The sequence below is a fragment of the Streptomyces sp. SAI-127 genome (assembly GCF_029894425.1).
GTDB lineage: Bacteria > Actinomycetota > Actinomycetes > Streptomycetales > Streptomycetaceae > Streptomyces.
Map to the genome: position 1 here is coordinate 446,422 of NZ_JARXYJ010000001.1, position 23,614 is coordinate 470,035.

Below are 23,614 nucleotides of genomic sequence, written 5' to 3' on the forward strand. Positions count from 1 at the left end.
GGAGTGTCGTCAAAGTGCCCCGCTCACGTCAGAAGTGATGCGAGGGTGGCGGCTTCTGATAGCACCGGGCCGTGACCGCTCCGGAGCCAGCACCGATGACTCTTTTACCTGGCAGTCGCCCGCCCGCTGCCCCGGCCCACACCCTGGAGCCCTCTTTGTCCCTACGAACAGGTATCAGCCGCCCGATATCCCTTCTACTGGCGCCCGCGTTCATGGCCGCGACGCTCACCGGATGCGCGCTGCTGGATCCCGCCGAGGACTGCGAGGGGACCGACCCCCGAGTGGAGGAGATGGCTGCGCTCGACATCCTGGACTCCCGGCCCGCCGAGGCCACCGTCGCCCGGGGCTTCGAGAAGGTCGACGCCGGCTGCTGGGCGGACAGCGGCGATGTCATGGTGTACGCCGAGCGGACATACGCCTTTCCCGGCACACGGGCCGAAGCGGCTGGGCACTACCGGACGGCGACGCTACAAGGCGGATGGAGCCCAGACCCTGAAGCGTCGCCTGACGATCTGTGCTTCGTCAGAGAGGCGATGAGCCTGCGGATCGTCTTCCTCACCGCCGAACTTCTCGCGGAGGACGGCCATGGGAGCCGCCCGGACCTCACCACCGGTGCCGGTTATTCGATCAGGGTCGACTCGTACGTGAACAGCGGTATCGAGGCGGGCTGTTACCGGTAGTTCGCCCACCATGAACCGCCGCACCCCAACTCGCAGCCCTGCCGACACCGCCGTCGGCAAGTCCGCCCCCAGGCACCGGCTGCAACCCGTCGCCGTCCTGACCCTCGGCTCGTTCGCCATGGGCACCGGCTCCTTCATCCTGGCTCAGATCGCCCACGGCTTGGACATCACCACCGGCGCCGCCGCCCACGATCACCGCATTCGCCCTCGCCTACGGCCTGGCCGCCCCTTCCTCGCCGCCTCCACCAGCAGGCTGCCCCCGCAAGCCCCTCATGGCCTGCACCCTGACCCTGTTCATCCTGGCCAACCTCGCCATCGCAGCCCCCAACCTCGCCCTGCTCCTCACCGCCCCAACCGCCGCCGGCCTCGGTGCAGCCCTCGGCTTCCGCCGTTGCCGCCGCCCTGGCCGGGCTGCCCACCGCGGCCGCGCCATGTCCATCATCATCGGCGGCCTGACCCTCGGCACCGTCGTCGGCGTCCGCGTCGGAACCACCATCGGCCAGCACATCTCCTGGAAGGCCGGCCTCGTCTTCGTCGCCGCCGTTGACGTCACCGCACTGCTCGGGAACCTCGCGGTCCTGCCCGCCCAGCCCATCCCGCCGGCGGTTCCCCTGCAGCACTTCACGGTTCTCACCGATCGCCGTGTCGTGGCGCACTTTGCGCTGGACCACCAAGTCCCTGCGCAACTTCGCCGTGGAGCTGACGAGACAAGGGCATCCGGTCTCCGCTCCGACCGTCGGCCGACTGCTGAAGGGGCGGGGTCTCAGTGAGCCTCTTTCATCATGAATAGTCGCAGGTCAGCAGGATGTGAATGGCTTGGACGATGCGGCTGATAGGTCGGGGCGAGCAGCGCGCTCTGCGCATGATGCGCCAGGACTTGAGCCGGGCGAAGGCGCGTTCGCCGGGGGCTCGTAGGCGGGCGTGGTCGCGGTTGAACTGCTGGTAGTGCTCAGGCTGTTCGCTGTGGTGGTAGTAGGGGGTGCGGACGGCGGTGCCGGCGCCCTGGTAGGCGCGGTCCGCCAGGACCAGGATGTGTCGGGTCGGGCATGCCTGGACGATGCCGTGGGCACGGGCGGAGGTCAGGTCGTGGGTGCGGCCCGGGGTGGGGCGGGAGAACCAGGGGCGGTGTGCCGTCAGTTGCAGCGATGACCTGGACGTTCATGCCGTGTTTCTTGTGCTTCTGCGAGTAGTGCGGCTCATCCGCGTGGACTCGGTCGGTGGGAATCAGCGTTCCGTCAACGATGACGTGGTCGCCCTCACCGAGGCCGGTGAGGGCTTCGTGCAGGCCGGGAGCCCGGGAGGCCAGGACGTCCCGGGTCTCGTCGACGTAGCGCCAGGCAGCGCTCTCGGATATGCCGAAACCGGCGCCGAGCTGGGAGAACGTCTCGTTCTTACGCAAGTGGACCAGGGCGAGAAGAGCCTGCTCGAAGCAACCGAGCCTGCGCCAACGAGTCTTGCGTGTGCGACGGTGCTCGTGCAGCAGCCAGGCAACATGCTCGACGAGCTCGCGGAGGACGTCCAGCATGGCTGGGCCGTCCTCCGTCCCTGGGATCGCGGAGCCCTCCCAGTGCCGACGTCTGGCGCCGCACCGAACAAGTGAGCGAGACCCTTGCACGCTTCACACTGATCGGACGTGCGACGCCGAGGTATGGCTGTACGACTCGGGCGCCTTCTCCGGACTCAGCGACCGCGACGGCCGGAGGATCGGGGGGACCTGTACGTCCGCGGGTTGCGCCAAGTTGGCCCCGCCTGTAACGAGACGGCGGGCGAAGGTGAGAGCAACGTCGAGGTCCCGGCGAACCGGACATCGAATGGATTGAGCGGAGGAGAACGGGGCATAGCAACGTGGGGGTTTGCTCGGAGGAAAACGACGCGCGGGGGCTACGTGACGTTCTTCAGAGCGAGGCCACGTCAGGCAGGTTACGGCCGGGGGCCTGGAAGGATCGAACGGATCGGTGCGCGGAAGACATGGCCGAAGGAAAGCTGGTCCGGGACGGAATCCCCGAGATCATCCGCGCATCCGGTGCACAGCCTGTCCTGTACACCGCCGGTCCCGCTGAGTACAGCGCGCGTCTGCGGGACAAGCTTCGCGAGGAAGTCGACGAATTCCTCGCGGCCGAGAACAGTCAACAGGCGCTGGAGGAACTTGCCGACGTCCTTGAGGTCCTCCGTGCCCTCAGCGGGGATCTGGGGGCGGACTGGCACGTTGTCGAGTCGGTGCGCACAGCGAAGGCGGCAGAACGCGGGTCCTTCGACAGCCGCCTGGTCTGGCTGCGCAACGAGACGGCCGGTTGACACTGCCACGCGGCGCCCCGACGTAGCCAAGCCCTAGCACACGGGGAGGCCGTGATGAGTAGTCTACGGATACGCGCTTGGGGCGAGCCCGACCCGGCCGGAACAGCGCGCACCCACTGGTCCCTCGACGCCCTGGCCCACCGTGGCTTGCCAACCGTGCCGGGTTTTGGGATCGAGCTTTCGCCCGATCCGAACGGTGCCCGCACAGTGGGCGACCTGTCCGAGGCGTTGAGGCGTATCCCTGAGGTGATGCACGTGCTCGCCCCGGGCATGGCGGAGGGTCAGCCGCCGACCGTCCGGGCCACTGTCAGCTGCCTTACATCTTTGCCAGGCGCCGGTCCGATGCACGACACGCGGCTGCTCGGCCCGATCCACGTATTACTGACGGGGGGCGAACAGCGCGGTACGGACGGAGCGTTGTATCTAAAGCGCTTCGTGGAGCAATTCGCGGTCCAGGTTTGCGAGGTTCCCCAGCAGATCTTCGTGAAAACCGAGTTGAAAGCGTTGTCCGACGCTGGGGTCACACGCGACCGATATCTGTCCGCAACCGCACTGGGACGACTCACATACCGCTTTCTCGACCTGTACGAGAAGAGCACGGGCACACGATTTCCCGGTCTTCCCGTCGATCAACTCGCCGTGACCCTCGAGCGGCTGAGCGGCGCCCCGACTCGAACGGGAGCAGAGGAGCAGCGAGCCGTGTCGTTAGCCGTCCGTCACGTTGTCGACCTCAACACCCCTGGCTTCTGGGGAAGCATCGCGGTGCATTCCTGCGACCCGCGCACCGGCACTCCCACCTTTCACTGCGCGTACGCTCCCGGCAGCAGTCTCGACGATCTCCTGGGCGGTGGTGCGGAGGAAGTGCTCGACGCGCGGGAGCTGGAGAGGTCCCATCCGGACCTCGCCGTGCAAGCCCGGGATCTGTGGTCGCGCGCCAGCACCGGCGACTCCTGTGGTCCGGGGCAAGCCGAGCAGCTGGAGGGTGTGGTGGTCTCCGGTGCGGTTCTGCTCTGCGGCCGCACCGTTCTTGACCTGACCACGGACGCGTTGGTCACGGCTGCGAACGCGGCCACAGTAGGCAGCGCCGACTGGCTGGCCCTTCTGGATCGCATGGAACCCGCCCGAATGAGGCGGTTGTTCCATCCGTACTTTGCCAACTCCCAGCCCGACGCCTTGTCCGGGCAGCCCCTGGCCGCCGGAACCGCCGGGGCGGCGGGAGTGTGCACGGGCGTGGTTTGTCTCGACTCCGCTCATGTGGCACAGGCCCTCCGGCAGAATCTGCCCGCAATCTTCGTCGCGGAGTCACCACTGCCCGAACACATGCCGAACGTACTCCAGGCAACCGGACTCGTATATGGAACCGGCGGCCTGACGTCTCATGTCGCGGTCATAGCGCGCGGTGCCGGCAAGCCTTGTGTCATGGGCGTGTCCTCCCTGCGAGTGCCGCAGGAACGAGACGTGTGCTTCCTAGGGGGAGAAAAGGTCGCCGTCGGAGGCTGGTTGAGCGTCGACGGCGACAAAGGCGTCCTGTACAAGGGCCGCCGTGTCACGGTTTCGCCGACAGTCGAAACGCACGGCCCGGTCGCCACGCTGCTGCAACACTGCGACGACCGGGCTCAGGTCCGGATCTACGCCAACGCGGACACTGCCGACGAGGCCGCCACAGCCTTCGGGCACGGCGCCAGAGGCATCGGGCTCTGCCGACTGGAGCACTTGATGGTCAGGCCGAGCCTCCACGCGCTGCTCCAGGAAACCCTCGTGCTTACCCTGGCCACGAGTGAGTTGTCCCGAGAGGAAGCCGTTGCCCGCGCTCAACTGAACCGCTGGGGACGCAGCACCGGGGCAGTGGCATCGTACGAGGAGACGATCCGCAACTCGGTCCGGAGCCCATCATATGTGCGCTACAAGGAATGTCTGGACGCGCTGAGGCAACTATTGGCGGACGAACTCACCGCCCTGCTGAGGTCCGCGGACGGACGGACAGTGGTCGTCCGGCTGCTTGACGCGCCGCTGTCGGAATTCCTGCCGCAGGAGGAGGTCCTGAGGGAGAGGATGGGGTCACTTCTGACGGAAACCCAGATCAGGGCTGCCTCCAGAAGGGCCCACCTAGCGGACTCGTCGCTGGGACTGCGTGGTGCACGCCTGTGCCTGACGGCGCCCGAACTGGCCGCGATGCAGGTCAAGGCCCTCTTCATTGCCGCGTTGCGGGCGAGCGAGGCGTCGAATGAGGTGAATCTCGGCGTGCTGGTGCCCATGGTGAGCGCGCCTGAGGAACTCCGCGTCATCCGAACCATGGTGAACGAGGTCGCCACCGAGCTCTCTGTGGCGCAGTCCGGGGTACGCCATCGTTTCGGATCCATGGTGGAAACTCCGCGTGCCGCCCTCGTGGCCGGTGAACTGGCCCGTGAATGCGACTTCTTGTCCTTCGGTACCAACGACCTGGCTCAGGCGACCTGGGCGAGCTCCCGAGAATTGGCCGAATCGACCTTCCTGGCGCATCCGGCCTACCGGCAGATGTCGGCAACACCCTTCCAGGAATTCGACGCCCAGGGCGTGGGTCGATTGATGTCAGTGGCCCTGGCCGAGGCGCGCGCGGTCAAACCGGGAATGACCGTGGGCATCTGTGGTGAGCAGGGCAGCCGGCCGGACATCCTGGAGTTCTCCGCCCGATTGCGGATCGACTACGTCAGCTGCCCATCCCCCGCCGTGCCGAGTGCACGCCTGATAGCTGGCCGTCTGGGCCCTGTACACGGTCGGGAAGCGTCGCTGCGGACAGGCGGCGACAGCGGCCGTCCGTGAGGCTCTGCGTGGCAGGCCGGGACGAACGGGAGGACGACGATGGTGCTCGCGCTAGATGTCCGGGAACGGTTTGCCGCACTGCGGCTGCCGAGTGCTGCGAACGGCCTTGCCGGACAGCAACCGCTGCTGCGGGAAGAGGAGTTAGCGGCCGAACCGCTGAAGTGGCTGAAATATCTGGTGCTGGCACGCACGGGCCTCGAGTCCCTGAAGACGATCGAGGAGCAGGTCAAGCGGTTCGACCTGTCCCAGGTCGACGAAGCGGTGCAGTGGACCACGGACCGGCTGGCGGGGAGAGGGCGGGACCACATGGTCGTGATCAAGGTAGTCCCGTGGCACAGAGGAGCGCAGCTCGCGAACTGCCGCGTCTCCGACGTCGAGGAGGTCCCGGCCGCGTTTGCCCGGATCCGGGAGCAGAACGAGGGACTCAGGCACGAACTGTGGTGCTGCGATTCCTCGGTGGACACGAGCGGCTTCAACCTCGGCGGTCGGCTCACGGTACCCGGACCGGATGGGGAGCAGGTGCTAGAGATGGTGTGGTACGCCAGCCCACGGCTCATCGAGAGCGTGACGCTGCCGGACTTCGACCGTCCGTATATACGGGCCGTACGTACACGTCCCACCTGCACGTTCGACGTGCAGGTGATACATGTGCCATCCGCCTACCGGCGTGTCACGTCCCCCGAGGGTGTTCCTGACGACGGGCCGTGGCGGGGCGATTTCAGGGCTGTCGCCCGAGAACTGCATGAGCGCAGAGAGGCCATCGGGCGCCTTGCCCAGTGCCTGCGTGAAATAGGCGCCCAGGAAGCCTGCCTCTGCTTCAAGGTCAGTGACGGGCGGCTCACGGTCATCGACTGGGACACGGAAATCGAGAGCAGTGCCCGGTGACGGATCGGGAACCGGAGCGATATCGACACGGTCGTCACCGGCCGGTCTCGTCGGCATCGCCCTCCTCCCGGTCCCGGTCCTGTGCGCGCTGGCGACTGTAGTCCAGGATGATCTGCGCCGCCGTCAGAAGAACGCTGGACAGCGCGAGAACTGTGTCGACCATGTCTCCCCTCCAAGGACTTGGCGGGCCTACGCCCGCCAAGTCAGGAAAAGGAACAGGGCTGCCCAGGGCCTGCCCATGCCGTGACCAGCCGTGCCCGGGATATGCCCCAACCCCGGGCACCTCCATGAAACTTGTCCTCTGCACTTTGCGGACTCCATGGGTTACTCTCCGCTGAATGTCGCCGACTCGTACGACCGTCCAGGCCCGATGCGTCGAGCGCACACCACCCCAGGAGGACGGGTGTCCGGACCGAACCTCGCTCCTCCGCACTGCGGGAGCATCGCTACGTGCCAGTTCTGTACGAAGGACTACGAGGGCCGGGTGATCCTGGAGACGGCGAACTTCGTCGCCATCGCTGGCCTGGGCCCTCTGGCGGAGGGGTATGTCCTAGTCGTGACCCGCGTTCATGTGTCCTGCATCGCGGCGGCGCCGACCGCGTGGGGGGACGAGCTGGAAGAACTCCGCCGGACGATCGCGACCGCTCAACGTGGCGTGTATGGAGCCTCGTTCTTCTTCGAGCACGGCCGAAGCGGAGCCTGCCTACCGGAGGGAGAGGGCGAGGACCACTGCTACCACGCGCATCTGCACCTGGTGGCGTCTGCGGTCGACCTGCCCGCGGCTGTCAGCCAGGATCATCGTCTCGTGCCGCTGCGTGACTGGCAGCACCTCATCGACCACTACGCCCAGGACCCCCTGCCGTACATCATGGTCGAGCGCGCCAACGGCGGCATCGGGTATGTGCCGACCCCGAAGAAGCTGCCCCGGCACTATCTGCGGACGAAGACCGCCGAATTGCTGGGCGTCCCCGAACTCGCGGACTGGATGGCCTTCCCCCGGCTCGACGTGGTCGAACGAGGCCGGAGCCGGCTCAGCGCGGTGATAGCAGGAGCGGAGCCCCGGCGCAGTGGACACGGACACCCGGTTGACCAACCACCCGATCGATGGGACCAGCGCTGATGGCCGAGACGAAGGTTCAGTTCGCACAGAAGGCTGTGATCATCGAGGCGGGCAAAATTTTGCTGATCCGTAAGGGCGCCGGAGATCCCTACCAGCCGCTGAAGTGGGAGATCCCCGGGGGGCGGCTCGAAAGCGGCGAATCACTCGACGAGCACATCAAACGGGAGGTCAGGGAGGAGGTGGGGCTCGAGATCGAGGCCCACGAACCCCTTGCGATCTGGTCTTGGACGCTGAATACGCGTGCGGAGGTCCTCACGGTCGTCGCCGTCTCGCGTCGTTGCTCGGCTCTGACCACCGACATCAGTCTGCAGAGCGAGGGTGATTGCATCGTGGAGAGCAACTGGGTCGATCTGTCGGACGTGCGGCATGTCGACCTCATTCCCAACGCTCGTGCGGCGATTCTGGAGTCAATCGAGCTGGTGCGACGCAGGACAACTCCGCACGGCCCCGGTGGGGATACATACATCCGCCCTGCTGATCGCAGAGTGCCTCAGTGACCTGACCACGGGGCGCGGACGCCCATGAGGGCCTCACGCACCTCATCCGCCTGAGGGTCGTTGAGCTCGTTAAACAGCGTGAGGGCCTCGGCCCAGGCAGTCCGGGCCGCCTCCACATGACCCAAGTCGAGTTGGGTTTGTGCCAGCTGGTGCAAGGTACACGCGATACCCCACCGGTCCTCGAGCCCCCGTCGGATCGCGAGCGCTTGGGCAAGATATTCCATGCCCTGCTGTACCTGTGCCGACTTAGAGTGCGACACACCCAGATTGTGCAGCGTCCGGCCTTCTCCCCAGTGATCCTGCACTTCCCTGCGCAGCAGCAACGCGTCTGTGAGGTAGCCAATGGCGTGCGCGTGTTCGCCCAGGGACTGATATGCCTCGCCAAGGTTGTTCAAGCACCATGCTTGACCGTGCCGATCGGATATCTCTCGGCGCAGGTCCAGGGACTTTCGATAGGACTCGATGGCCAGATCGAAGCAACCGGTCTCACGCTGGGCGTTGCCCAGGCTATCCAGGGCTGAAGCCTGGCCCACGGTGTCGCCGATCGCAACGCGATTCATCAGCGCTTCCTGATGGAAGGCGACGGCCTCCTCGAACCGGCCCAGTTGCTTGCAGACCGTCCCAAGCCCGTTGAGCACGCGGCCTTCGCCGTACGGGTCCCCTGCGGCACGGGCGGCAGTGAGCGCCACCTCGTGGGTGGTGGTCCAGTCTGTCCAGTGCTTGCGGATGTTGAAGAACCCGCGTAGCACAACCGCAAGTTGCCAGGCCGGCACATGCAGGCCGTGCTCATCCGCCTGCACCACGACCCGCGTCAGATTGGAGCGCTCGCTCTCGCACCATGCCATGGCCCTCGCGTAGTCGGCTAACACTGGGACCTCCGCCGGCTCCTCCAACGGGTGCAATGGGAACGACTGTCGCTGCGGCATGATCATTCGGTTCGCGGATTCCGCCGCGTGCAAATACCAGGTGGCCAGGCGTTCGACTCCGGAACGGAGTTCCGCGGGCTCCTCCTGCTGCTCAGCACGTTCTTTGGCGTAGGAACGCAGCAGGTCATGGAAGCCGTAGCGGCCCGCTTCCCCTTCCTCGACGAGATGGTCGCGGACCAGCGATGCCAGGCTGGCGCGTGCGGCATGCGGGGGCAGTCCGGCCAGCGCAGCCGCGGCGGGCATGGTGATGTCAGCGCCGGCCTGTACCCCCAGCAGTCTGAACATCCGAGCATCGGTGTCCTTGAGGCTCTTGTACGACCAGGAGAAGACCGACCTTACTGCAGTGGATTCGTCGTCGAGGCTCAACTCGTCGAGCCGGCCGGTCTCGTCCTCCAATTCCGCCACCAGGGACGCTAGTGACCGACGTGGGTGCGTGACCGCCCGTTCCCCTGCGATGCGCAGAGCCAACGGGAGATAAGAACACAGCCGTGACATCTCCATGAACTGAATCTCGTCATCGGGCCCGTTTCTAGCCGTCATCTCGCGCAGCAACTCCACCGATTCCAATTCGGAAAGCAGGTCGAGAGTGATACGGCGAGCCGAATGCGTCGTGGTCAATCCGGACAGTCGACTTCGGCTCGTCACCAGGACGAGGCAGTTCGCGGACGCGGGCAGCAGGGGCCGGACTTGATCAGGAGTCGCCGCGTTGTCCAGCACGACGAGCATACGTTTGTCGTGCAGCAACGTCCGGAAGAGCCCTGCCTTCTCGTCGACTCCATCGGGGATCTTCTTCGGTGAGACTCCCAGGGCGCGCAAGAAGTAATCCAGAGCCTCGGCCGCGGTGACCGGGGCGGAGAAATCGTAACCGCGCAGGTTGATGAAGAGGTCCCCATCGGGGAAACGCTCGCGTACTCGGTGGGCCCAGTGCACGGCCAGGGTTGTCTTGCCCGCTCCGGCAGTACCGTCGATGGCAGAAATGATCACCGCCCTCGATGCTGGGTTCGTGTCTCGACCCAGCATGCGGTCCAGCTGGGTGATGGCGTCGTCCCGACCCACGAAGTCACCGATCGTCGTGGGCAGTTGCCTGGGAACGGGATCTGAGCGGCTCGGGCTCTGATGCGCGGTCCCTTGACGCTTAGGGCTGTCCGTGGGCATGTCCTGATCTAGGATTCCGGCCTTCCCGTTCAGCATCTGTGGTCCCGCCGCAAGGCGGCTTCGGGCGAGGTCGACGATTGCGGCCGCAATTTGCGTGAGGAGCCTCTCCTCCAGCCCTCGCTGACGGAAGTGGCTCAAGGAGTAGCCGTACACGTCGGCCGCTCGCGTTCTGCGTTCCACTGAGCGAAGGAACCGGATATCGCTGTCCAACCCGAACTCAGCGCGGAGCGCCTTCCGGTCCAGCTCCGTCAGTTCCGGCAGAATTTCCAGTAGAACATTGCGAACCAATTCACCTTGTCGTGTCGGCGGTCGGTCCAGAATAATCAAGGCCAGCTTCTCGAAATGAGGAATGACTGGCAGAGGGTCCACGTCCAGGCGGACCGGCACACGGTCTCGTATTCGCTTCAACTCCGGTACGATGTCCGATACTTGGCCAGCATCCTGGATCGACATGACGTTCATGGTGTCACACCACGACGGATCTGGGCAGAGCGAAGCAGCCTGCCAACCGCGCCGCCGTCGGCACTCCAGCAACAACTCGCCCATCGGACGGGAAGGCGAACTCGATCGCTCTCGACACCCTGCCCATCAGGGAAGCAGAACGCGGCGTGGCGGGAGTCTCCTGGAAGATCTTCGTCCACTTCCACGCCTGCTCAGTGAGCCTTTTCAGCGTTGCCGCTCCAGGGTGAGAACGGCGGCGGCGATTGACGTCATTCGATTCGGGCTGCACGGATCTCTGTGGAAGAGCCGCCATGCCTTCAGCCGCGCGATGCCGCGCTCGACCGGTGCCCGGGCTGAGGACAGCGCACGGTTGACGGCCTGTTGGGTGGGCGTGAGGTCACGGCCCGGCGGACGTCTGAGGGCTTTCGTCACCCACGAGCTGGCGCATGGCCATGGGGGACACGGGTGGCCGCATCGACGCTCTGCTCCGTGGAATCGTAGGTGAATACCTCGGCAACTTCGAGGAAGCGGCCGGTCATTCGGCGGCTCTGGCCCAATTCGGATACCTCACGATGAGTGGTGGCGAATGGGACCACAAGCGGCAACTCCAGCAGAGGTTCGCCCTGGAGTCCTCGGACTTCCGAACGGAGATTCTGGCCAACGGCCCGGGAGGAAAGCTCCTCTACGATGTCTGGTCGAACATCCACTTCGGCTACGCAGGACGAGCTGCCGGGTTCGGCCGAGGCGAACTGATCGTGGGATCGCACGGGACCGGCGCAGCGTTCGGAGCGACAGACGAAGGGGGCGGTGACGACATATCGATCACCGTGGGAATGGATCTTTACGACCGGCTCGGTCCGGACATCACGGAAATGGACCTCCACCGAGCGATCGTGGACGCCATTCCCGGATGGCAGGCCGCTTCCGCAGGATCCGACGACAGCTGGGAATACAAGGTGATCCCGTGAGAACAACGTTCCGGAACCGCAGCGTCCCTGCCGGCCTGATCGCCGTGCTGCTCGGCGTTCTTTCGGGCTGCGACGACCCGGAGTCCATCCCGGAGCCCGACATCGATCTGAGCGCCATGATCCTGCCCACGGCCGGGCTCACGGATGGCGAGTGCGGCGGCTCGTACGTCGACGTGAAGGACGGGGCGGGGTCCGGGGGCGACGCCCGGCTGTATCACGCGACGCGCTGGTGGCGTACGGAACTCGGCTCCACGTCCGAGGGGTGCACCCTCGGGCAGTACGTCGGCTTCTACGGGGACACGGGGCGGGCGAAGGAGGTCTTCGGGCAGCAGTCTCCCGACAAGTACTACGCCAAGACGTGGCCGTGGAAGCCGAAGTTCGTCGACGCCCCCGAAGGGCTGAACGCCGACAGAACCCAGGTGATCTGCCTGGACGGAGCTCCGGCGACCGGGTGCACCGAGTGGTACTACTGGGCGCAGTACGGGAAAGCCCTGTTCAAGATGTCGATGTCCCATCTCGCGGGCGACCTTCCGAAAATCTCCGAAGGGGACTTCCTGCGGAACGTCCGTTCAGCGGACGCGCGGGTCGACGGGGTTCTCGGCTCCTTGTAGCACGCAGGGCGGACCACCGCGGTGTGGCGGGAGCGGGACCGTCGGTCGTCCCGCTCCTCGTCGCGCCTGCGGTGATCGTCACAGGTTTCGGCTACCGCGCCGATGTTCTTCAGCTGGACTTGAGGGCGGGGATGAAGGGGGTCCAGGCGGTGGCGGGGAGGAGGAGGGTGGGGCCGGTGGGGGTCTTGGAGTCGCGGACGGGGACGAGTCCGGGGATGTTGTCGGCGATCTCGACGCAGTGATGTCTTCAGCGTTGCCGCTCCAGGGTGAGGACGGCGGCGGCGATTGACGTCATTCGATTCGGGCTGCACCGGGCCCTGCGGAAATTCCGCCATGACTTCAGCCGCGCGACGCCACGCTCGACCGGTGCCCGTGCTGCGGACAGCGCGCGGTTGACGGTCTGTTGCGTGGGTGTGAGGTCACGGCCCGGCGGGCGTCTGAGGGCCGTCGTCACCCACGGGCCGGCTCCCATATAGGCACGGTCAGCGAGAACCGGCACGCCCTGGCGCTCACAAATCCGGATGATCCTGTGGGTGCGGGCCGCAGTGAGGTCGTGCGCACGGCCGGGCAGTGCGGGCGAGATCCACAGCAGCCGCCCGGCAGGGTCGGTCACCACCTGCACGTTCACCCCGTGCCGGCGGTGCTTGTGAGAGAAGTCGGCCCGGCTGTCGCCGACCCGGTCGCACTCCGCAAGTGTGCCATCCAACAGGACGTAGTCCGGATCGGCCTCACGCAGGGCACGCAGCAGGCAGGGCGCGCGGTCGGCCAGCAGGTCGACGACGGCTGCCACGTAGGCGTGCGCGGTGCCGACGGAGATGCCGAACCCGGCAGCGGGCTGGGCGAGGGTGTCGTGCCGACGCAGGTACACCAAACCGACCAGGGCACGCTGGTGCGGCGGGAGCTTGCAGCGGCGGTCACCCTCGCGGGTGACGATAAGCATCGTGACCCACTCGACCAGGGCATGAGGCAGGTCGAGTGCGGCAGAATACGGAACCAACGCGGCTCCTGTGCCTGTGGGTTGAGACTTCGAACACCTCCCCCAACGGCACGGGAGCCTCGTGCGTTGCGTGACCGCCGGTGTCACCCGATCAGTGGCCACTCTGAAACAGCTCAGTGATTTTCCCGCCGCGCAATCCCTTGGAGAGAGAGAAGGACGAGTGACCGACGGATCGAGCGCAATGCAAGAGCTCCCAAGACTGCCGGAACTCGACTACAAGACGGCCGTCGAAGCATGGCGGCAAATGGTCGACATACGTTTCAAGCTTCTGGCTCTACTGCCTGCGGCGACCAGTTTGGGGGTCAGTCAGAGAATCCCCTGCGGAGCCTCGATCGCGGGCTTAGTGTCTGTCATAAGGTTGTCATCTTACGAAATTCGCAACACTCGGATCCATGATGCCCTAGCGAAACGCCTTGTGGAACTGGAGAGGCTGCTCGGCGACGGGATGGTCGCCGCCAGAGTTCGGAGCCCAAACCTTTTTCGAGTCGGCCTCGAGTGCGCCTCCGGGCGTTCGGTCTCGTCAAGATATGGAATAACCGTTCGATCGGGATCATCTACGGCACCAGCGTGGCCGCCTGGACCTGGCAGATGTGCACATCGTCGTTCATTCCGCCTGTACGGTCTGCTGTGATCGCCTCCATCCTCGGTCCTCTGTTCTACGCGAAATGGTCCGGCAGTCCCGCTGACTTCGCGGTGCTGAGGGCTTGCAGAGGGTCAAGGTGATGCTTCCCGTTCTGAGGCTCGTTGGTGTGGTATGCCCATCCCGGATGAAACTCGTCACCAACTCGCCGTGAAGTTCGCGGTGTTGCTCCCGCATCTGGACGAGCGGGAGCGACGGCTGTTGATGGCTGCGGAGGCCCGGGGCCTGGGGGCACGGCGGTGTCCGAGCCATGGCACAGGCCGCTGCGGTCAGCGAGACGACGGTCCGCAAGGGCGTGTTCGAACTCGAGGCCGGTGAGGAGCCTCTGGGGCGGGTGCGGCGTCCGGGCGGGGGCCGTCGGAGGGTCGCGGATCTGGATCCGGGGCTGCGGCCGGCACTGTTGGCGCTGGTTGAGCCGGATGTGCGGGGTGATCCGATGTCGCCGCTGCGGCGGACGGTGAAGTCCACCCGCACGCTGCCGCGCGAGCTGACCCGGGCCGGGCACCGTGTCAGCGCCGACACCGTCGCCGGCCTGCTGCGGGAGGAGGGGTTCAGCCTGCCGGCCCAACGCCAAGACCATCGAGGGCAGCCACCACCCGCACCGGACTTCGTGTGAGCGCCGCCCTCGACACCAACACCTATCCCACCGGAGTCCGTATCGGTGACGCAGAGATGGCGGCACTGCCGCTGACCAGGCACGTCTTCCACGGCGACTGGAACCATGCCCTGCACCCGCAGCCCCGTCCGGCCGCCCCGACGGCCCGGGCTCCGCAGGCTCCGGCCCCGCAGTGGGACCTAGGCACTGCTGTCCGATCCAGCCCTGAAGCGGCATGTCCCGGCAACAACCGCATGCACTCACAGGGACTTTGGCCCTGGACGGCGATATGGGGCGCGGCCGTCCGCCCCGGCTCGCCTTCCCCGAACAGGTCCTGGCGACCGTACTCCATCTGCGACTCGCCCTGGCCGCGGAACCTCTCGCCGTGCTGTTCGGCAGCAGCCGGACCGCGATGCACCGCACCCCCCGAAGAACAGGAAACTCCTCGAGGCACACGGCATCACCATCCCACCCGCGACGACGCCACCCATCGTCCTCGCCGCCCTCAAAGCTCGGTTCTCGCGCAAACCAGCGAACCCCGCAACGAGATCAAGACGACGTTTAATGATCTGCAAGCCCTTAGGGGCGGGCCATGCGGCCCATGAACCGGACGATCAGGCGGCGCGGCAGGATCTTGCCGGCGAGGGCGATCGGGCGGCCGTTGGTGATCACCGACGGGGGCGCGGAGCGGCGGTCGAGCGTGTCGAGGGCCATCCTGACGACGTGTTCGGGGGTGACTCGCTTCGCGCCGTAGTCGGCCGTCTCGCTGCCGGCGGCGTCATAGAACTCGGTCTTCGTGGCGCCGGGGCACACGGCGAGGACGCGCAGGCCGGTTCCACGGTTTTCCTCCCACAGCGATTCGGTGAAGCTGAGGACAAAGGCCTTGGTGGCGCCGTAGACGCCCAGGTACGGGGTCGGCTGGAAGCCCAGCAGGCTGGCGACGTTGATCAGGATGCCGGTGTCGGCGGATTTCAGCGGGCCGATGTAGGCGCGACTGAGGTCGACCAGCGCGCTGACGTTCAGCGCGATCATGCTCTGCAGGCGGTCCGGGTCCTCTTCGGTGAGGGCGTTGTGGCTGCCGAAGCCGGCGTTGTTGACCAGTCCGGTGGCGTGGATGCCACGGGATTCGAGTTCGGCGCGCAGCATGCGGCCGGCATCGGGCTGGCCCAGGTCGCGGGCGACGACATGCACCGTGACGCCGTGGGCGCGGGTGAGTTCGTCGGCCAGGTCCTTGAGCCGGTCCGCGCGGCGGGCGACGAGTACGAGATCCGCGCCGCGACGAGCCAGTTGGCGTGCGAATTCCGCGCCGAGCCCGGAGCTGGCTCCAGTGACGATGACGGTCTGGCGGCGATAGTCGATTTTGCTCATGCCCTGCACTCTAGGCACATGCTTGCACCGAGTGCAAGTGATTGCATTCAGAGAAGCGATGTACCATCGGTGCATGACTCAGAAACCGGCACCCCTTCGTGAGCAGACCCGCTCGGTGGTTCGCGCGCTCCTCGCCAAAACCGCCCTCGAGCTGTTCGCCGCCAAGGGGTACGACGACACGACCCTCGACGAGATCGCCGCCGCGGCGGGTGTCTCCAAACGGACCCTGTTCAACTACTTCCGCAGCAAGGAGGACCTCGCGCTCAACGGCCTGTCCGAGCAAGGGGAATTGATCGCCGCGCGGCTCGCCGAGCGCCCGGCCGACGAGGACCCGTGGACGTCGCTGCGTGCGGCGTTCCAGGTGCTCGAGGAGATAGACCTCACAGCCGAGCGCCGGCTCGAGATGATCACGCTGCTGTTCGGCAATGAATCCCTGCGCGCCGGCCACGCCGAGAAGCAGGCCCGCTGGCAGGACCTGTTCGCACCGCTGATCGAGCCGAGACTCCCCGACTCCGAACACCGCCCTCTGCAGGCGCGCGCGATTGCGGCCGCGGCAATCACCTGCCTCCAGGCAGCGACAGAGGAGTGGATGCGCCTGGGCGGACAGGCCGACACCTACGACCTCTACGACGCCGCCGTACAGGCCATCCGCCGCCCCGCCTCACCACCAGAGAAGACAACTACATGAGCAAGCGCCTGCCCCCGCCGACCTGCCGAACATGGCCGCCGCCCTGCGCGCCGAACGCACCGAGATGCTGAACTTCACCAGCACCCTCACCGACGACGAGTGGACCGCGCCCAGCGCCGCGGCCGGATGGCGCATCGCCGATGTCGTCGCCCACATCGGTGCGATGGCGCGCAGCTTCTACACACCCGCCGGGCTGCGCACGAGCTTCGCCGCCAGCCTCGAACGGGCGAACGAAGACCCCGTCGACCGACGGCGGGACTGGAGCCGTGCCAAGGTGCTGGCCGAGTACCAGCGCGCCGGCCGGCGAGCCACCAGGCTCCTCGACGTCGTCAGACGCACACCGGCCGCCCGAGTACGGGCACCGATGGCCGAACTCGGCCGCTACCCCTTGGGTCTGATGATCGGCGGCGCACTCGTCTTCGACCACCACACGCACCTGCGCCACGACATGGCCCCCGCGCTCGGCCGGCCCGTGCCGGCCACCGATGCGGACAGGATGCGCGCGGTCGTGACGTGGATGATCGCCGTACTGAGCAATCAGGTCGCCAAGGCGCCGGTCGCCGGGCTCGACGCCCACGTCGCGCTGACGCTCACCGGCCCTGGCGGCGGGACCTGGTGGTTCGATGAGGCAGGCGGCCTGGCTCCGTCCGACGGCACGGTCGCGGCGCACATCACCGCCTCCGCGCTGGCCTTCCCCGACTGGGGCACGCAACGGTCGTCCTGGCGCGACAACGTGAGGGTCACCGGCGACACCGAACTCGCCGCCCGCTTCCTCGACACCGTCAACGTCATCTGACCGGGGCAAAGGGAGCGCGCCTCCCAGACAGCCCCGGCCCGCCCGTCCACCACTTCTGGCGGCGGCGAGTTCCGGCCGGGGTGCCTCGTCTTCGAGCACACTGTCTTCGCTCCGGACGGGCGGCCAAGCCGGAAGTCGACACAATCTCAAGGCCGACGTCGAGGCACGAGTGGACGCTCTGCACCAATCCGCGGTGGAGAACGTTCACCTGCGCCATCAACTGGCCGATCGTATGTCGCTAGTCCGCACGGTCCCGGCGCAGGCGCCCCGGCTCAAGCAGCGGCCAGGTGCAAGCCGCCACACCAGGCGCCTTCCGCTCGTCAGCTGTTTCACCAATATGCGGACCAGACTGAAACCGAGGTGTTCGCGGCGCCCGGAGCCATCCCGTGCGCGCGAACCCCTCGGATTCTGTGTCTGAGCTAGAAGGCCGCTGTCCGGTCTTCGCTGCGCGGGTCGCTCACCTGATGCTCCGTGTAGATGCCCGATCGTGCCTCACGACGCCAGGGACGCCCGTAGGTCACCGCGCCGGCAGCGGCCTCGGAACTGTCGTCGAGGCTCACGACCGCCACCGATGGCGAACCGTCCGCGCGGCACCGCGCGAGCCAGTCGCCGTTGGGAGCGACAATTCCGGACGGTGCGCTGTGCTGTGAGGGCACCGACAAACTGACCCAGTAGCTGTTGACCGCGGCGTGACCCTGGGCTTGGGCAGCGGTGTTCCCCGGGGTGCCGCTGGTGGAGAACAGGACGCAGCCGACATCCAGCCTCTCGTACTCTGCGAACAACTCCGGGTAGTGGATCTCCATGCCGAGCAGACAGCCGAGGCGCACACCGTCAACCTCGAAGGTCACCGGTGAGACGCCCGGCGTATACATGTACGAGACCTTCGTCTTCGACAGCAGTCGCTCGTCATAACGCGTGACGACCTCGCCGCCGTCGGAGATGACATAGAGGCTGTTGTGCGGACGGTTCGGGCCGCTCAAGCGGTGCACCGATGCGATCACCGTCCACAACCGCAACTCGCGCGCCAGCTCGGCGATCGCAGCCAACTCCGATTGGAGCACCGGCCACTGGCACCGATCCCAGTCCGCCGGGCCGACCGCGTCCGGGCCGTCGACGGACATGACGAACTTGCTGGGAAAGCAGATCGCGCCTTCCGGAAAGTGCACGATCCTCGCTCCCTGAGCGCTGGCCTGGCGCATCAGGGCACGGACCTCACGCCCGCTTTCGCGCAGCGCTTCTACGTCTCGGGGGTCTTCGCGTACGGCGGACTGCGCTACGGCGAGCCGCACGCTTTTGAGATTGCTTGCTTCCGACATGACGTCTCCTGATGGAGTCGGAAGGAAGTGCCGCAGGGCGGACGTGTAGGACTCGCCGGTCTTGGCGGCGCGGGCACGCACCTGGCGCTTGAAGTTCCTACGGGCTGTCATCGCGGCCTTCCACGCCTTGAGCGACGGCTCCCCAGCAACCTCGCACGAGGCGATCGGGCTGCAACAACGACCTGAGACGCTGGTCCCTTTGCCTCCGACAGGAGACCGTGCTGGGGACGGTCGCGGGAGGTTCGGCGTAGGCCACGCAGTCGGTCATCATGCCGTCACCCGTAGGCTCCGTCAACATCCTTCAACACGTCCAGGGCACCTCGAACGGCCGACTAGAAACACCTCAGTTCAACATAGCGTCTGCGGACCCCACGCAGGCGAACTGGTCCGCTCACTCGGGGCGGTCGACATCATCGACCGCCCCGTCCGCTACGACTTCATCCCGGACGCCGCCGGAAACCGCCCCAGAAACCGCCCCCTGACCCGCCTGGACCGCAGCTTCGCCCCACCCGGCACAGTCGCCTTCGTCGGCGGCAAGAACGGCGGTCGCGTAGTGGCTCCCGGCCCGTCGCCTTCGGTATCGCGCTCGTGGCGCTCTCATCTTCCGCCTGTTTCGACATGGAGAGAGCGTGGGCGTCCCCCACGGGCTTTGCCCGTGGCCAGTCCGACACGCCCACGCTCACCAATTGTCCTTGGCCCCCGTCACCGGCAGGGGGCCCTCGGCGCGCACCTCCTTGAGTCACCGCTCGCGGTTGTGGTCGTCGCCGGAAAGGAAATGTCGGTCACTGCTGGGTCAGGGTGACTTCGTCGCAGTAGCCGTCACCGCTTCCGGAGACGAGATGGCAGTAGATACGAGCAGAGGTCACGCCTGCGCCCGTGGTGAAGGTCGTCGACTGCTTCGAGTAGGTGCTCGATGTGGTCGAAGCGCTCGTGACAGCCGTGCCGTTGTAGAGCTTGGCCTCCAGTGCCGTCGTGGTGCCGGCGGTCTGGCTCGCAAGGGAACCGGTCAGCCTGTACGTGGTGTTCGGTGTGAGGCCGGTGATGATCTGGAACAGGGTGCCTCCGCTCAGGGACGCGTTCGTCAGCGCGGCGGCGTTGCCGTTGGCCGCCGTGCTCGTGAGCGAGAAGTCGCCGTTGCGCCAGGGCACGGTGTGGCCGGACTCGAGGTTGCCGTTGATCGCGTAGTTCCTGACGGGCGTGACGGCCATGTCGTCGCAGTAGCCGTTCCCCGTGCCCGAACTCTTGTAGCAGTACAGCCGTACGGTGTTGTTCGTCGCCCCGGTGGTGAAGTCCGCGGAGACGAACGTCCACGAGGTGCCGCTGGAACTCGCCACCGTTTCCAGACCGCCGGTGTTCTTGACGCCGACGTTCATGACCTCACCGGCGACATCCGACTTCACCCAGCCCGAGACGCGGTACGACGTCCGGGGCGCGACGGGGACGGACTGTTCGAGGGAGGCGGGCGACGACGAGATCTTGGCCGCCCAGGTTCCGGTGTGGGAGGTCGTGTTCACCACCGAGGCGGAGTTCCACTTGCTCCACCCGGTGGTCGTCCCCTTCTCGAAGCCGAGGTTCTCGTTCGCCAGGCAGGTCGCGTCGTTCGGCGAGCTGTACTGGTCGGCGCCGATGTCGGGCGCGCAGACCGAGGGAACGGTCGATCCCCAGTAGTCCTGGCCGCCGTTGTCGGGGATGACGACTCCCGCGCCGATGGCCGGGGAGGAGGCGGTGAGCTGGTAGCCCGTCACACTGCCGATGCCGGTGCCACCGGTGCCTGGCGAGTTCAGCAGCGGATCCGCCGTGATCTTTCCTGGGTCGGAGGGCTCACCGGCCGGGTGGTTGCCGTAGAAGAGGTTGTTCCGCCAGGCGAAGTTCGAGGCAGGCTGGCCGGACGTGTAGACGTAGCCGCCACTGCCCAGGTTGTAGATGAGGTTGTTGGCGAGCGTGAGGTCGTTCCAGGCGCCCGTGACCTCGAGGACGTTCGCGGTGGATCCGGACGGGAGGTAGATGGTGTTGTTGTAGAACTTGGAGTCCTGCGACCCGTCCATGGTGATGGCGCGCAGCCGGTCGTCCTCGCTGACGTTGTAGCGGACCACCGCGTTGCTGGCGAGGTGTGACCCCCCGCCGCAGCCGCAGAAGAGGATGAACCCTCCCGCGTTGTCATGGCTGTAGTTGTACTGGACGACGGTGCCGTCCTGCCCGTAGTCGACGTCGAAGCCCTGGCCGTCGGAGTTTCCGGAGTTCTTCTGGGTTCCGTACGCCTCGTTGTACTGGATCACGGTGTTGTCGGAGTCCCAGGCCCAGATGCCCGCGTTCGCCGTGTTTCCCTTCGCGGCGTTGTAGACGACGTTGTGCTGCATGACGGCGCCTTGCGAGTTCTGCACGACGATGCCGTCGCCGTCCGTGTCGTGGACGGTGTTGTTCTGGACGACGACGTCGGTCCAGGGGGTCCAGACCGGGTTGTTGCAGCCGATGGACGGCCGGCATCCCCACAGGCTGCCCATGTTGATACCGCTGCGGGCGACGTTGGACACCGTGTTGCCGTCGATGACGATGTCGTCGAAGGCGCTGGGCGTCGTGGTCCCGATGACGGAGAACTGGATGCCGGAGCTGCCGTCGACGGCCTTCGACTGGGTTCCGTTCACATCATGGATGGTGAGGTTGCTGACCTTGTAGTGGTGCCCCGTCCCGTAGTTCTCGAGGACCACGTAGACACCGCGTCGCTCGTTCGCGCCCTTCACCGCGCCGGTGTTCGTCACCCCCAGGTCGGAGATCTCCCAGTACTCCTGGTTGTAGAGGTAGATCGCGTCCGTGCCGCCGCCCCCGGCGATGATCGGCAGGGCGCCGGTGCCGTAGGCGCTCATGGTGATAGACCCGCCTGCCGCGCTGCCCGAGCCCAGCGGGTGCAGGAGTCCGGAGCAGGTCGTGCCCCGCTTGAAGAGGAGTTGGTCCCCCGGGGCGAAGGTCGTCGCGTTCGGGCCTGCCGTCGAGTTCCATGGCGAGCCGGAGGTGCCGGTCCCGTTGGATGCCGCCGAGCAGTCCACGTAGTAGGTCGAGCCCGCCGCGTGAGCCCGCTCGGCCGGTGTCAGCACGACGGCGGCGCAGGCCATCAGCAGCGTGACGACGGCGACTGCGAAGGCACGTCTTGTCTCTGTGGGGTGTCTCATGGCGCTTCTTTCCGTACGACGTTGTCGGAATGGGTGGTGGGACTCACCGCCCCCTTGCGGAGCGCAGCGACGATCGCCTGTGTGGGGGCAGGGCGGTTCGTCCAATCGGCGACCACGTGTCCGTCGGCGCCGATCAGGAGTGTGTGGAGCTGTCCGTCACTGGACAGCTGGGTGGCGGCGGAAGCCGAGTCGGCGGCGACCACGAGTGTGGGCAGGATCGCCCAGTTCGCCGCGAAGTTCTGCAGCGCGGCGTCGGTCGTGCGGCCGTCCGCGTCGGTGATGAGAACCCGGACATCGGGATACTGCAGCGACACGCTCTTGAGCGAGGGGATCTGGCTCCGCGCGGCCGCCGCGTCGACATCGCCCTGGTCGTCGATGGGAATGGCCGAGACGACGGTCGGGCCCGAGACGGAGATCCGGTCCCCGTCGAGCAGGGTCACACCCAAGCCGGAGCCGGAGCCGGCCGGTGCTTCGGCACGGCATGCGGTGACGAGGAGGAGCGCGGCGACGAACGGGATCATCCTTGTGAGACGGGGCCAGTTGGGGGTGAACGACTCCCGCGTCACCGGATCGGCCCTTCGAGAGGCAGGATGGGGGCCTCAAGGGCTTCGTCGCGGTCGCACACGAGGGTGTCTCCGTTCACCCGCAGGCGGGCGACCTGGATCGAGCTTCTGCGGTCGTGGTGGGTGCTGTGGTGCGCAGCACCCTCGTCGGATCGCCCGGGATGCGTGAAATAGAAGACGAAGGCGCCGAGTTCACTGGTGACGACATCGGCGTGGTATCCATAGGACGCGTCGTCCGGGCCCTGCCCCGGCCGATCGAGAACGAGTCCTCGCGGTTCCCAGGTCTCCAGATCCCGCGAGTGAAGAACCCGCAGGCCGTGCCATTCGTCGACGAGCATCCAGTAATTGCCGCCGAACTCGAAGACGTTCGGGCCTTCGTGCTCCGAGCACTCGACGGCAGGTCCTCGGACGGTCCACCGGACCAGGTCGTCGCTGTCCGCGGCGTAGGTGTGGGCGTGATCGGCCTCGTCCTTGTACCACATGCGGTAGCCGCCGGTGGGGAGCCGCAGGACGCAGGCGTCGATCACCGTCTCGGACGAGAGCGGCAGGGTGGAACGGTAGGTCCACGAGAAGAGGTCGTGGCTCGTGTAGTGACGGATTGTGCGTCCGTGGCCCGCCCACTGGGTCGGAACACCACGGATCACGCTGACGAACATGTGGTATTGGGTGCCGTCGTCGACGATCTCGGGGGCCCAGTAGGTGTGCCGCCCGGGCTCGATGTCCAGCCCTTGGGTGATTCCCCGGTACAGCCAGGTGGCTCCGCCGTCCGAGGAGGACGCGATCCCGATGTCGGTCCCATGCACCCAGCTCACGTCGTCCATCGGTGGCGCGTCGGCGCGGCGGCTCGTGTAGAACATCCACCACTCGTCGGCGTGCCGGTTCCAGATGACGGTGGGGTCGGCCGCGCCGTCGTGCACGGGGTCTCGGAACAGAGGTCGGGCAACGGTTGTCATGGGTTCTTCCCGGGCGTGAGTGCGGTGGTATCCCGAAGGCGGAGCTCGTGCGAGGTCCGGGGCGCGTGGTGATCCGGATGGCCCGGTCCGCGGCCGGCAGACCCGTGCGCCGGCGTCGGCGGCGTTGACGCCGGCGGTGGCATGGGCCCGTGGGCGG

Annotated in this window: 21 protein-coding genes and 4 pseudogenes; 13 read left to right on the forward strand and 12 right to left on the reverse strand. The window is 66.7% G+C overall.

The window, feature by feature from the left end:
* Positions 1 to 212 precede the first annotated feature (212 nt).
* Positions 213 to 680, forward strand: a complete 468-nt coding sequence (locus M2157_RS02230; protein WP_280864218.1) for a hypothetical protein — start codon at positions 213 to 215, stop codon at positions 678 to 680.
* A gap of 167 nt (positions 681 to 847) precedes the next feature.
* On the opposite strand, the gene M2157_RS02235 is transcribed toward M2157_RS02230, so the two are convergent.
* Entirely contained in the window at positions 848 to 1,336 is a 489-nt protein-coding gene (locus M2157_RS02235; protein WP_280864219.1) for a hypothetical protein, read from the reverse strand.
* A 1-nt stretch (position 1,337) separates the two neighbouring features.
* On the opposite strand from M2157_RS02235, the pseudogene M2157_RS02240 reads away from it, so the two are divergent.
* Positions 1,338 to 1,433, forward strand: a pseudogene (locus M2157_RS02240) (hypothetical protein); the annotation flags it as partial.
* Between the two features lie 27 nt (positions 1,434 to 1,460).
* Here the strand turns inward: M2157_RS02240 and M2157_RS02245 are convergent.
* Positions 1,461 to 2,205: pseudogene (locus M2157_RS02245) on the reverse strand (transposase family protein).
* Between the two features lie 443 nt (positions 2,206 to 2,648).
* Between M2157_RS02245 and M2157_RS02250 the strand changes: the two are divergent.
* The 3 genes from M2157_RS02250 to M2157_RS02260 are packed head-to-tail and all read left to right on the forward strand — an operon-like array spanning position 2,649 to position 6,659.
* Positions 2,649 to 2,975 carry a nucleoside triphosphate pyrophosphohydrolase gene (locus M2157_RS02250; protein WP_280864220.1) on the forward strand — a complete coding sequence of 109 codons (327 nt, stop codon included), beginning with the start codon at positions 2,649 to 2,651 and terminating at the stop codon, positions 2,973 to 2,975.
* A gap of 54 nt (positions 2,976 to 3,029) precedes the next feature.
* Complete coding sequence (locus M2157_RS02255; RefSeq protein ID WP_280864221.1) at positions 3,030 to 5,774, forward strand: putative PEP-binding protein; 2,745 nt, start codon at positions 3,030 to 3,032, stop codon at positions 5,772 to 5,774.
* 39 nt (positions 5,775 to 5,813) lie between these two features.
* Positions 5,814 to 6,659, forward strand: coding sequence for a hypothetical protein (locus M2157_RS02260; RefSeq protein ID WP_280864222.1), 846 nt, complete (start codon positions 5,814 to 5,816; stop codon positions 6,657 to 6,659).
* 34 nt (positions 6,660 to 6,693) lie between these two features.
* On the opposite strand, the gene M2157_RS02265 is transcribed toward M2157_RS02260, so the two are convergent.
* Positions 6,694 to 6,822: a hypothetical protein gene (locus M2157_RS02265; protein WP_280864223.1), complete on the reverse strand. Its 129-nt coding sequence runs from the start codon at positions 6,820 to 6,822 to the stop codon at positions 6,694 to 6,696.
* 240 nt (positions 6,823 to 7,062) lie between these two features.
* Here M2157_RS02265 and M2157_RS02270 point away from each other — a divergent pair, with 240 nt between their 5' ends.
* Complete coding sequence (locus tag M2157_RS02270) at positions 7,063 to 7,779, forward strand: hypothetical protein (RefSeq protein ID WP_280864224.1); 717 nt, start codon at positions 7,063 to 7,065, stop codon at positions 7,777 to 7,779.
* Positions 7,779 to 8,276: an NUDIX domain-containing protein gene (locus M2157_RS02275; protein WP_280864225.1), complete on the forward strand. Its 498-nt coding sequence runs from the start codon at positions 7,779 to 7,781 to the stop codon at positions 8,274 to 8,276. The genes M2157_RS02270 and M2157_RS02275 overlap by 1 nt, the downstream gene beginning before the upstream one ends.
* Here M2157_RS02275 and M2157_RS02280 read toward each other — a convergent pair.
* Complete coding sequence (locus M2157_RS02280; RefSeq protein ID WP_280864226.1) at positions 8,270 to 10,810, reverse strand: tetratricopeptide repeat protein; 2,541 nt, start codon at positions 10,808 to 10,810, stop codon at positions 8,270 to 8,272. The genes M2157_RS02275 and M2157_RS02280 overlap by 7 nt on opposite strands.
* A 213-nt stretch (positions 10,811 to 11,023) precedes the next feature.
* Positions 11,024 to 11,233 (reverse strand): annotated as a pseudogene (locus M2157_RS02285) (transposase family protein); the annotation flags it as partial.
* Positions 11,234 to 11,244: 11 nt separating this feature from the next.
* On the opposite strand from M2157_RS02285, the gene M2157_RS02290 reads away from it, so the two are divergent.
* The gene (locus M2157_RS02290; RefSeq protein WP_280864227.1) at positions 11,245 to 11,766 is read left to right on the forward strand and encodes a polymorphic toxin type 44 domain-containing protein; all 522 of its coding nucleotides are present in this window, start codon (positions 11,245 to 11,247) and stop codon (positions 11,764 to 11,766) included.
* Positions 11,763 to 12,377, forward strand: a complete 615-nt coding sequence (locus M2157_RS02295) for a hypothetical protein (protein WP_280864228.1) — start codon at positions 11,763 to 11,765, stop codon at positions 12,375 to 12,377. The genes M2157_RS02290 and M2157_RS02295 overlap by 4 nt, the downstream gene beginning before the upstream one ends.
* A 109-nt stretch (positions 12,378 to 12,486) precedes the next feature.
* Here the strand turns inward: M2157_RS02295 and M2157_RS02300 are convergent, their stop codons facing one another.
* Positions 12,487 to 12,606: a DUF397 domain-containing protein gene (locus M2157_RS02300; RefSeq protein WP_280868153.1), complete on the reverse strand. Its 120-nt coding sequence runs from the start codon at positions 12,604 to 12,606 to the stop codon at positions 12,487 to 12,489.
* Between the two features lie 18 nt (positions 12,607 to 12,624).
* The gene (locus tag M2157_RS02305) at positions 12,625 to 13,374 is read right to left on the reverse strand and encodes a transposase (protein WP_280864229.1); all 750 of its coding nucleotides are present in this window, start codon (positions 13,372 to 13,374) and stop codon (positions 12,625 to 12,627) included.
* A gap of 754 nt (positions 13,375 to 14,128) precedes the next feature.
* On the opposite strand from M2157_RS02305, the pseudogene M2157_RS02310 reads away from it, so the two are divergent.
* Positions 14,129 to 14,619: pseudogene (locus M2157_RS02310) on the forward strand (ISAzo13 family transposase); the annotation flags it as partial.
* 7 nt (positions 14,620 to 14,626) lie between these two features.
* Positions 14,627 to 15,214, forward strand: coding sequence for a hypothetical protein (locus tag M2157_RS02315; RefSeq protein WP_280864230.1), 588 nt, complete (start codon positions 14,627 to 14,629; stop codon positions 15,212 to 15,214).
* Here the strand turns inward: M2157_RS02315 and M2157_RS02320 are convergent.
* Positions 15,189 to 15,977: an SDR family oxidoreductase gene (locus tag M2157_RS02320; protein ID WP_280864231.1), complete on the reverse strand. Its 789-nt coding sequence runs from the start codon at positions 15,975 to 15,977 to the stop codon at positions 15,189 to 15,191. The genes M2157_RS02315 and M2157_RS02320 overlap by 26 nt on opposite strands.
* Before the next feature lie 73 nt (positions 15,978 to 16,050).
* Here M2157_RS02320 and M2157_RS02325 point away from each other — a divergent pair, with 73 nt between their 5' ends.
* On the forward strand, positions 16,051 to 16,665 hold the full coding sequence (locus M2157_RS02325) for a helix-turn-helix domain-containing protein (RefSeq protein ID WP_280864232.1): 615 nt from the start codon (positions 16,051 to 16,053) through the stop codon (positions 16,663 to 16,665).
* Between the two features lie 31 nt (positions 16,666 to 16,696).
* Positions 16,697 to 17,461, forward strand: a complete 765-nt coding sequence (locus M2157_RS02330; RefSeq protein WP_280864233.1) for a maleylpyruvate isomerase family mycothiol-dependent enzyme — start codon at positions 16,697 to 16,699, stop codon at positions 17,459 to 17,461.
* Positions 17,462 to 17,880: 419 nt separating this feature from the next.
* Here the strand turns inward: M2157_RS02330 and M2157_RS02335 are convergent, their stop codons facing one another.
* The 4 genes from M2157_RS02335 to M2157_RS02350 form a co-directional block, all read right to left on the reverse strand.
* Complete coding sequence (locus tag M2157_RS02335; RefSeq protein WP_280864234.1) at positions 17,881 to 18,777, reverse strand: carbon-nitrogen hydrolase family protein; 897 nt, start codon at positions 18,775 to 18,777, stop codon at positions 17,881 to 17,883.
* A gap of 782 nt (positions 18,778 to 19,559) precedes the next feature.
* Positions 19,560 to 21,941: a carbohydrate binding domain-containing protein gene (locus tag M2157_RS02340; protein WP_280864235.1), complete on the reverse strand. Its 2,382-nt coding sequence runs from the start codon at positions 21,939 to 21,941 to the stop codon at positions 19,560 to 19,562.
* Positions 21,938 to 22,462 (reverse strand): hypothetical protein, encoded by a 525-nt coding sequence (locus M2157_RS02345; protein WP_280864236.1) that lies wholly within the window; start codon positions 22,460 to 22,462, stop codon positions 21,938 to 21,940. The genes M2157_RS02340 and M2157_RS02345 overlap by 4 nt, the downstream gene beginning before the upstream one ends.
* Positions 22,463 to 22,503: 41 nt before the next feature.
* Complete coding sequence (locus tag M2157_RS02350; protein ID WP_280864237.1) at positions 22,504 to 23,457, reverse strand: glycosyl hydrolase; 954 nt, start codon at positions 23,455 to 23,457, stop codon at positions 22,504 to 22,506.
* Between the last annotated feature and the right edge of the window lie 157 nt (positions 23,458 to 23,614).

Coding starts and splice junctions, on each gene's coding strand:
- M2157_RS02345 (WP_280864236.1), bottom strand. CDS start 22,462: ATGATCCCGTTCGTCGCCGCGCTCCTCCTCGTCACCGCATGCCGTGCC.
- M2157_RS02275 (WP_280864225.1), top strand. CDS start 7,779: ATGGCCGAGACGAAGGTTCAGTTCGCACAGAAGGCTGTGATCATCGAG.
- M2157_RS02350 (WP_280864237.1), bottom strand. CDS start 23,457: ATGACAACCGTTGCCCGACCTCTGTTCCGAGACCCCGTGCACGACGGC.
- M2157_RS02255 (WP_280864221.1), top strand. CDS start 3,030: ATGAGTAGTCTACGGATACGCGCTTGGGGCGAGCCCGACCCGGCCGGA.
- M2157_RS02325 (WP_280864232.1), top strand. CDS start 16,051: ATGACTCAGAAACCGGCACCCCTTCGTGAGCAGACCCGCTCGGTGGTT.
- M2157_RS02290 (WP_280864227.1), top strand. CDS start 11,245: ATGGCCATGGGGGACACGGGTGGCCGCATCGACGCTCTGCTCCGTGGA.
- M2157_RS02335 (WP_280864234.1), bottom strand. CDS start 18,777: ATGTCGGAAGCAAGCAATCTCAAAAGCGTGCGGCTCGCCGTAGCGCAG.
- M2157_RS02250 (WP_280864220.1), top strand. CDS start 2,649: ATGGCCGAAGGAAAGCTGGTCCGGGACGGAATCCCCGAGATCATCCGC.
- M2157_RS02260 (WP_280864222.1), top strand. CDS start 5,814: ATGGTGCTCGCGCTAGATGTCCGGGAACGGTTTGCCGCACTGCGGCTG.
- M2157_RS02320 (WP_280864231.1), bottom strand. CDS start 15,977: ATGAGCAAAATCGACTATCGCCGCCAGACCGTCATCGTCACTGGAGCC.
- M2157_RS02230 (WP_280864218.1), top strand. CDS start 213: ATGGCCGCGACGCTCACCGGATGCGCGCTGCTGGATCCCGCCGAGGAC.
- M2157_RS02265 (WP_280864223.1), bottom strand. CDS start 6,822: ATGGTCGACACAGTTCTCGCGCTGTCCAGCGTTCTTCTGACGGCGGCG.
- M2157_RS02330 (WP_280864233.1), top strand. CDS start 16,697: ATGGCCGCCGCCCTGCGCGCCGAACGCACCGAGATGCTGAACTTCACC.
- M2157_RS02280 (WP_280864226.1), bottom strand. CDS start 10,810: ATGTCGATCCAGGATGCTGGCCAAGTATCGGACATCGTACCGGAGTTG.
- M2157_RS02340 (WP_280864235.1), bottom strand. CDS start 21,941: ATGAGACACCCCACAGAGACAAGACGTGCCTTCGCAGTCGCCGTCGTC.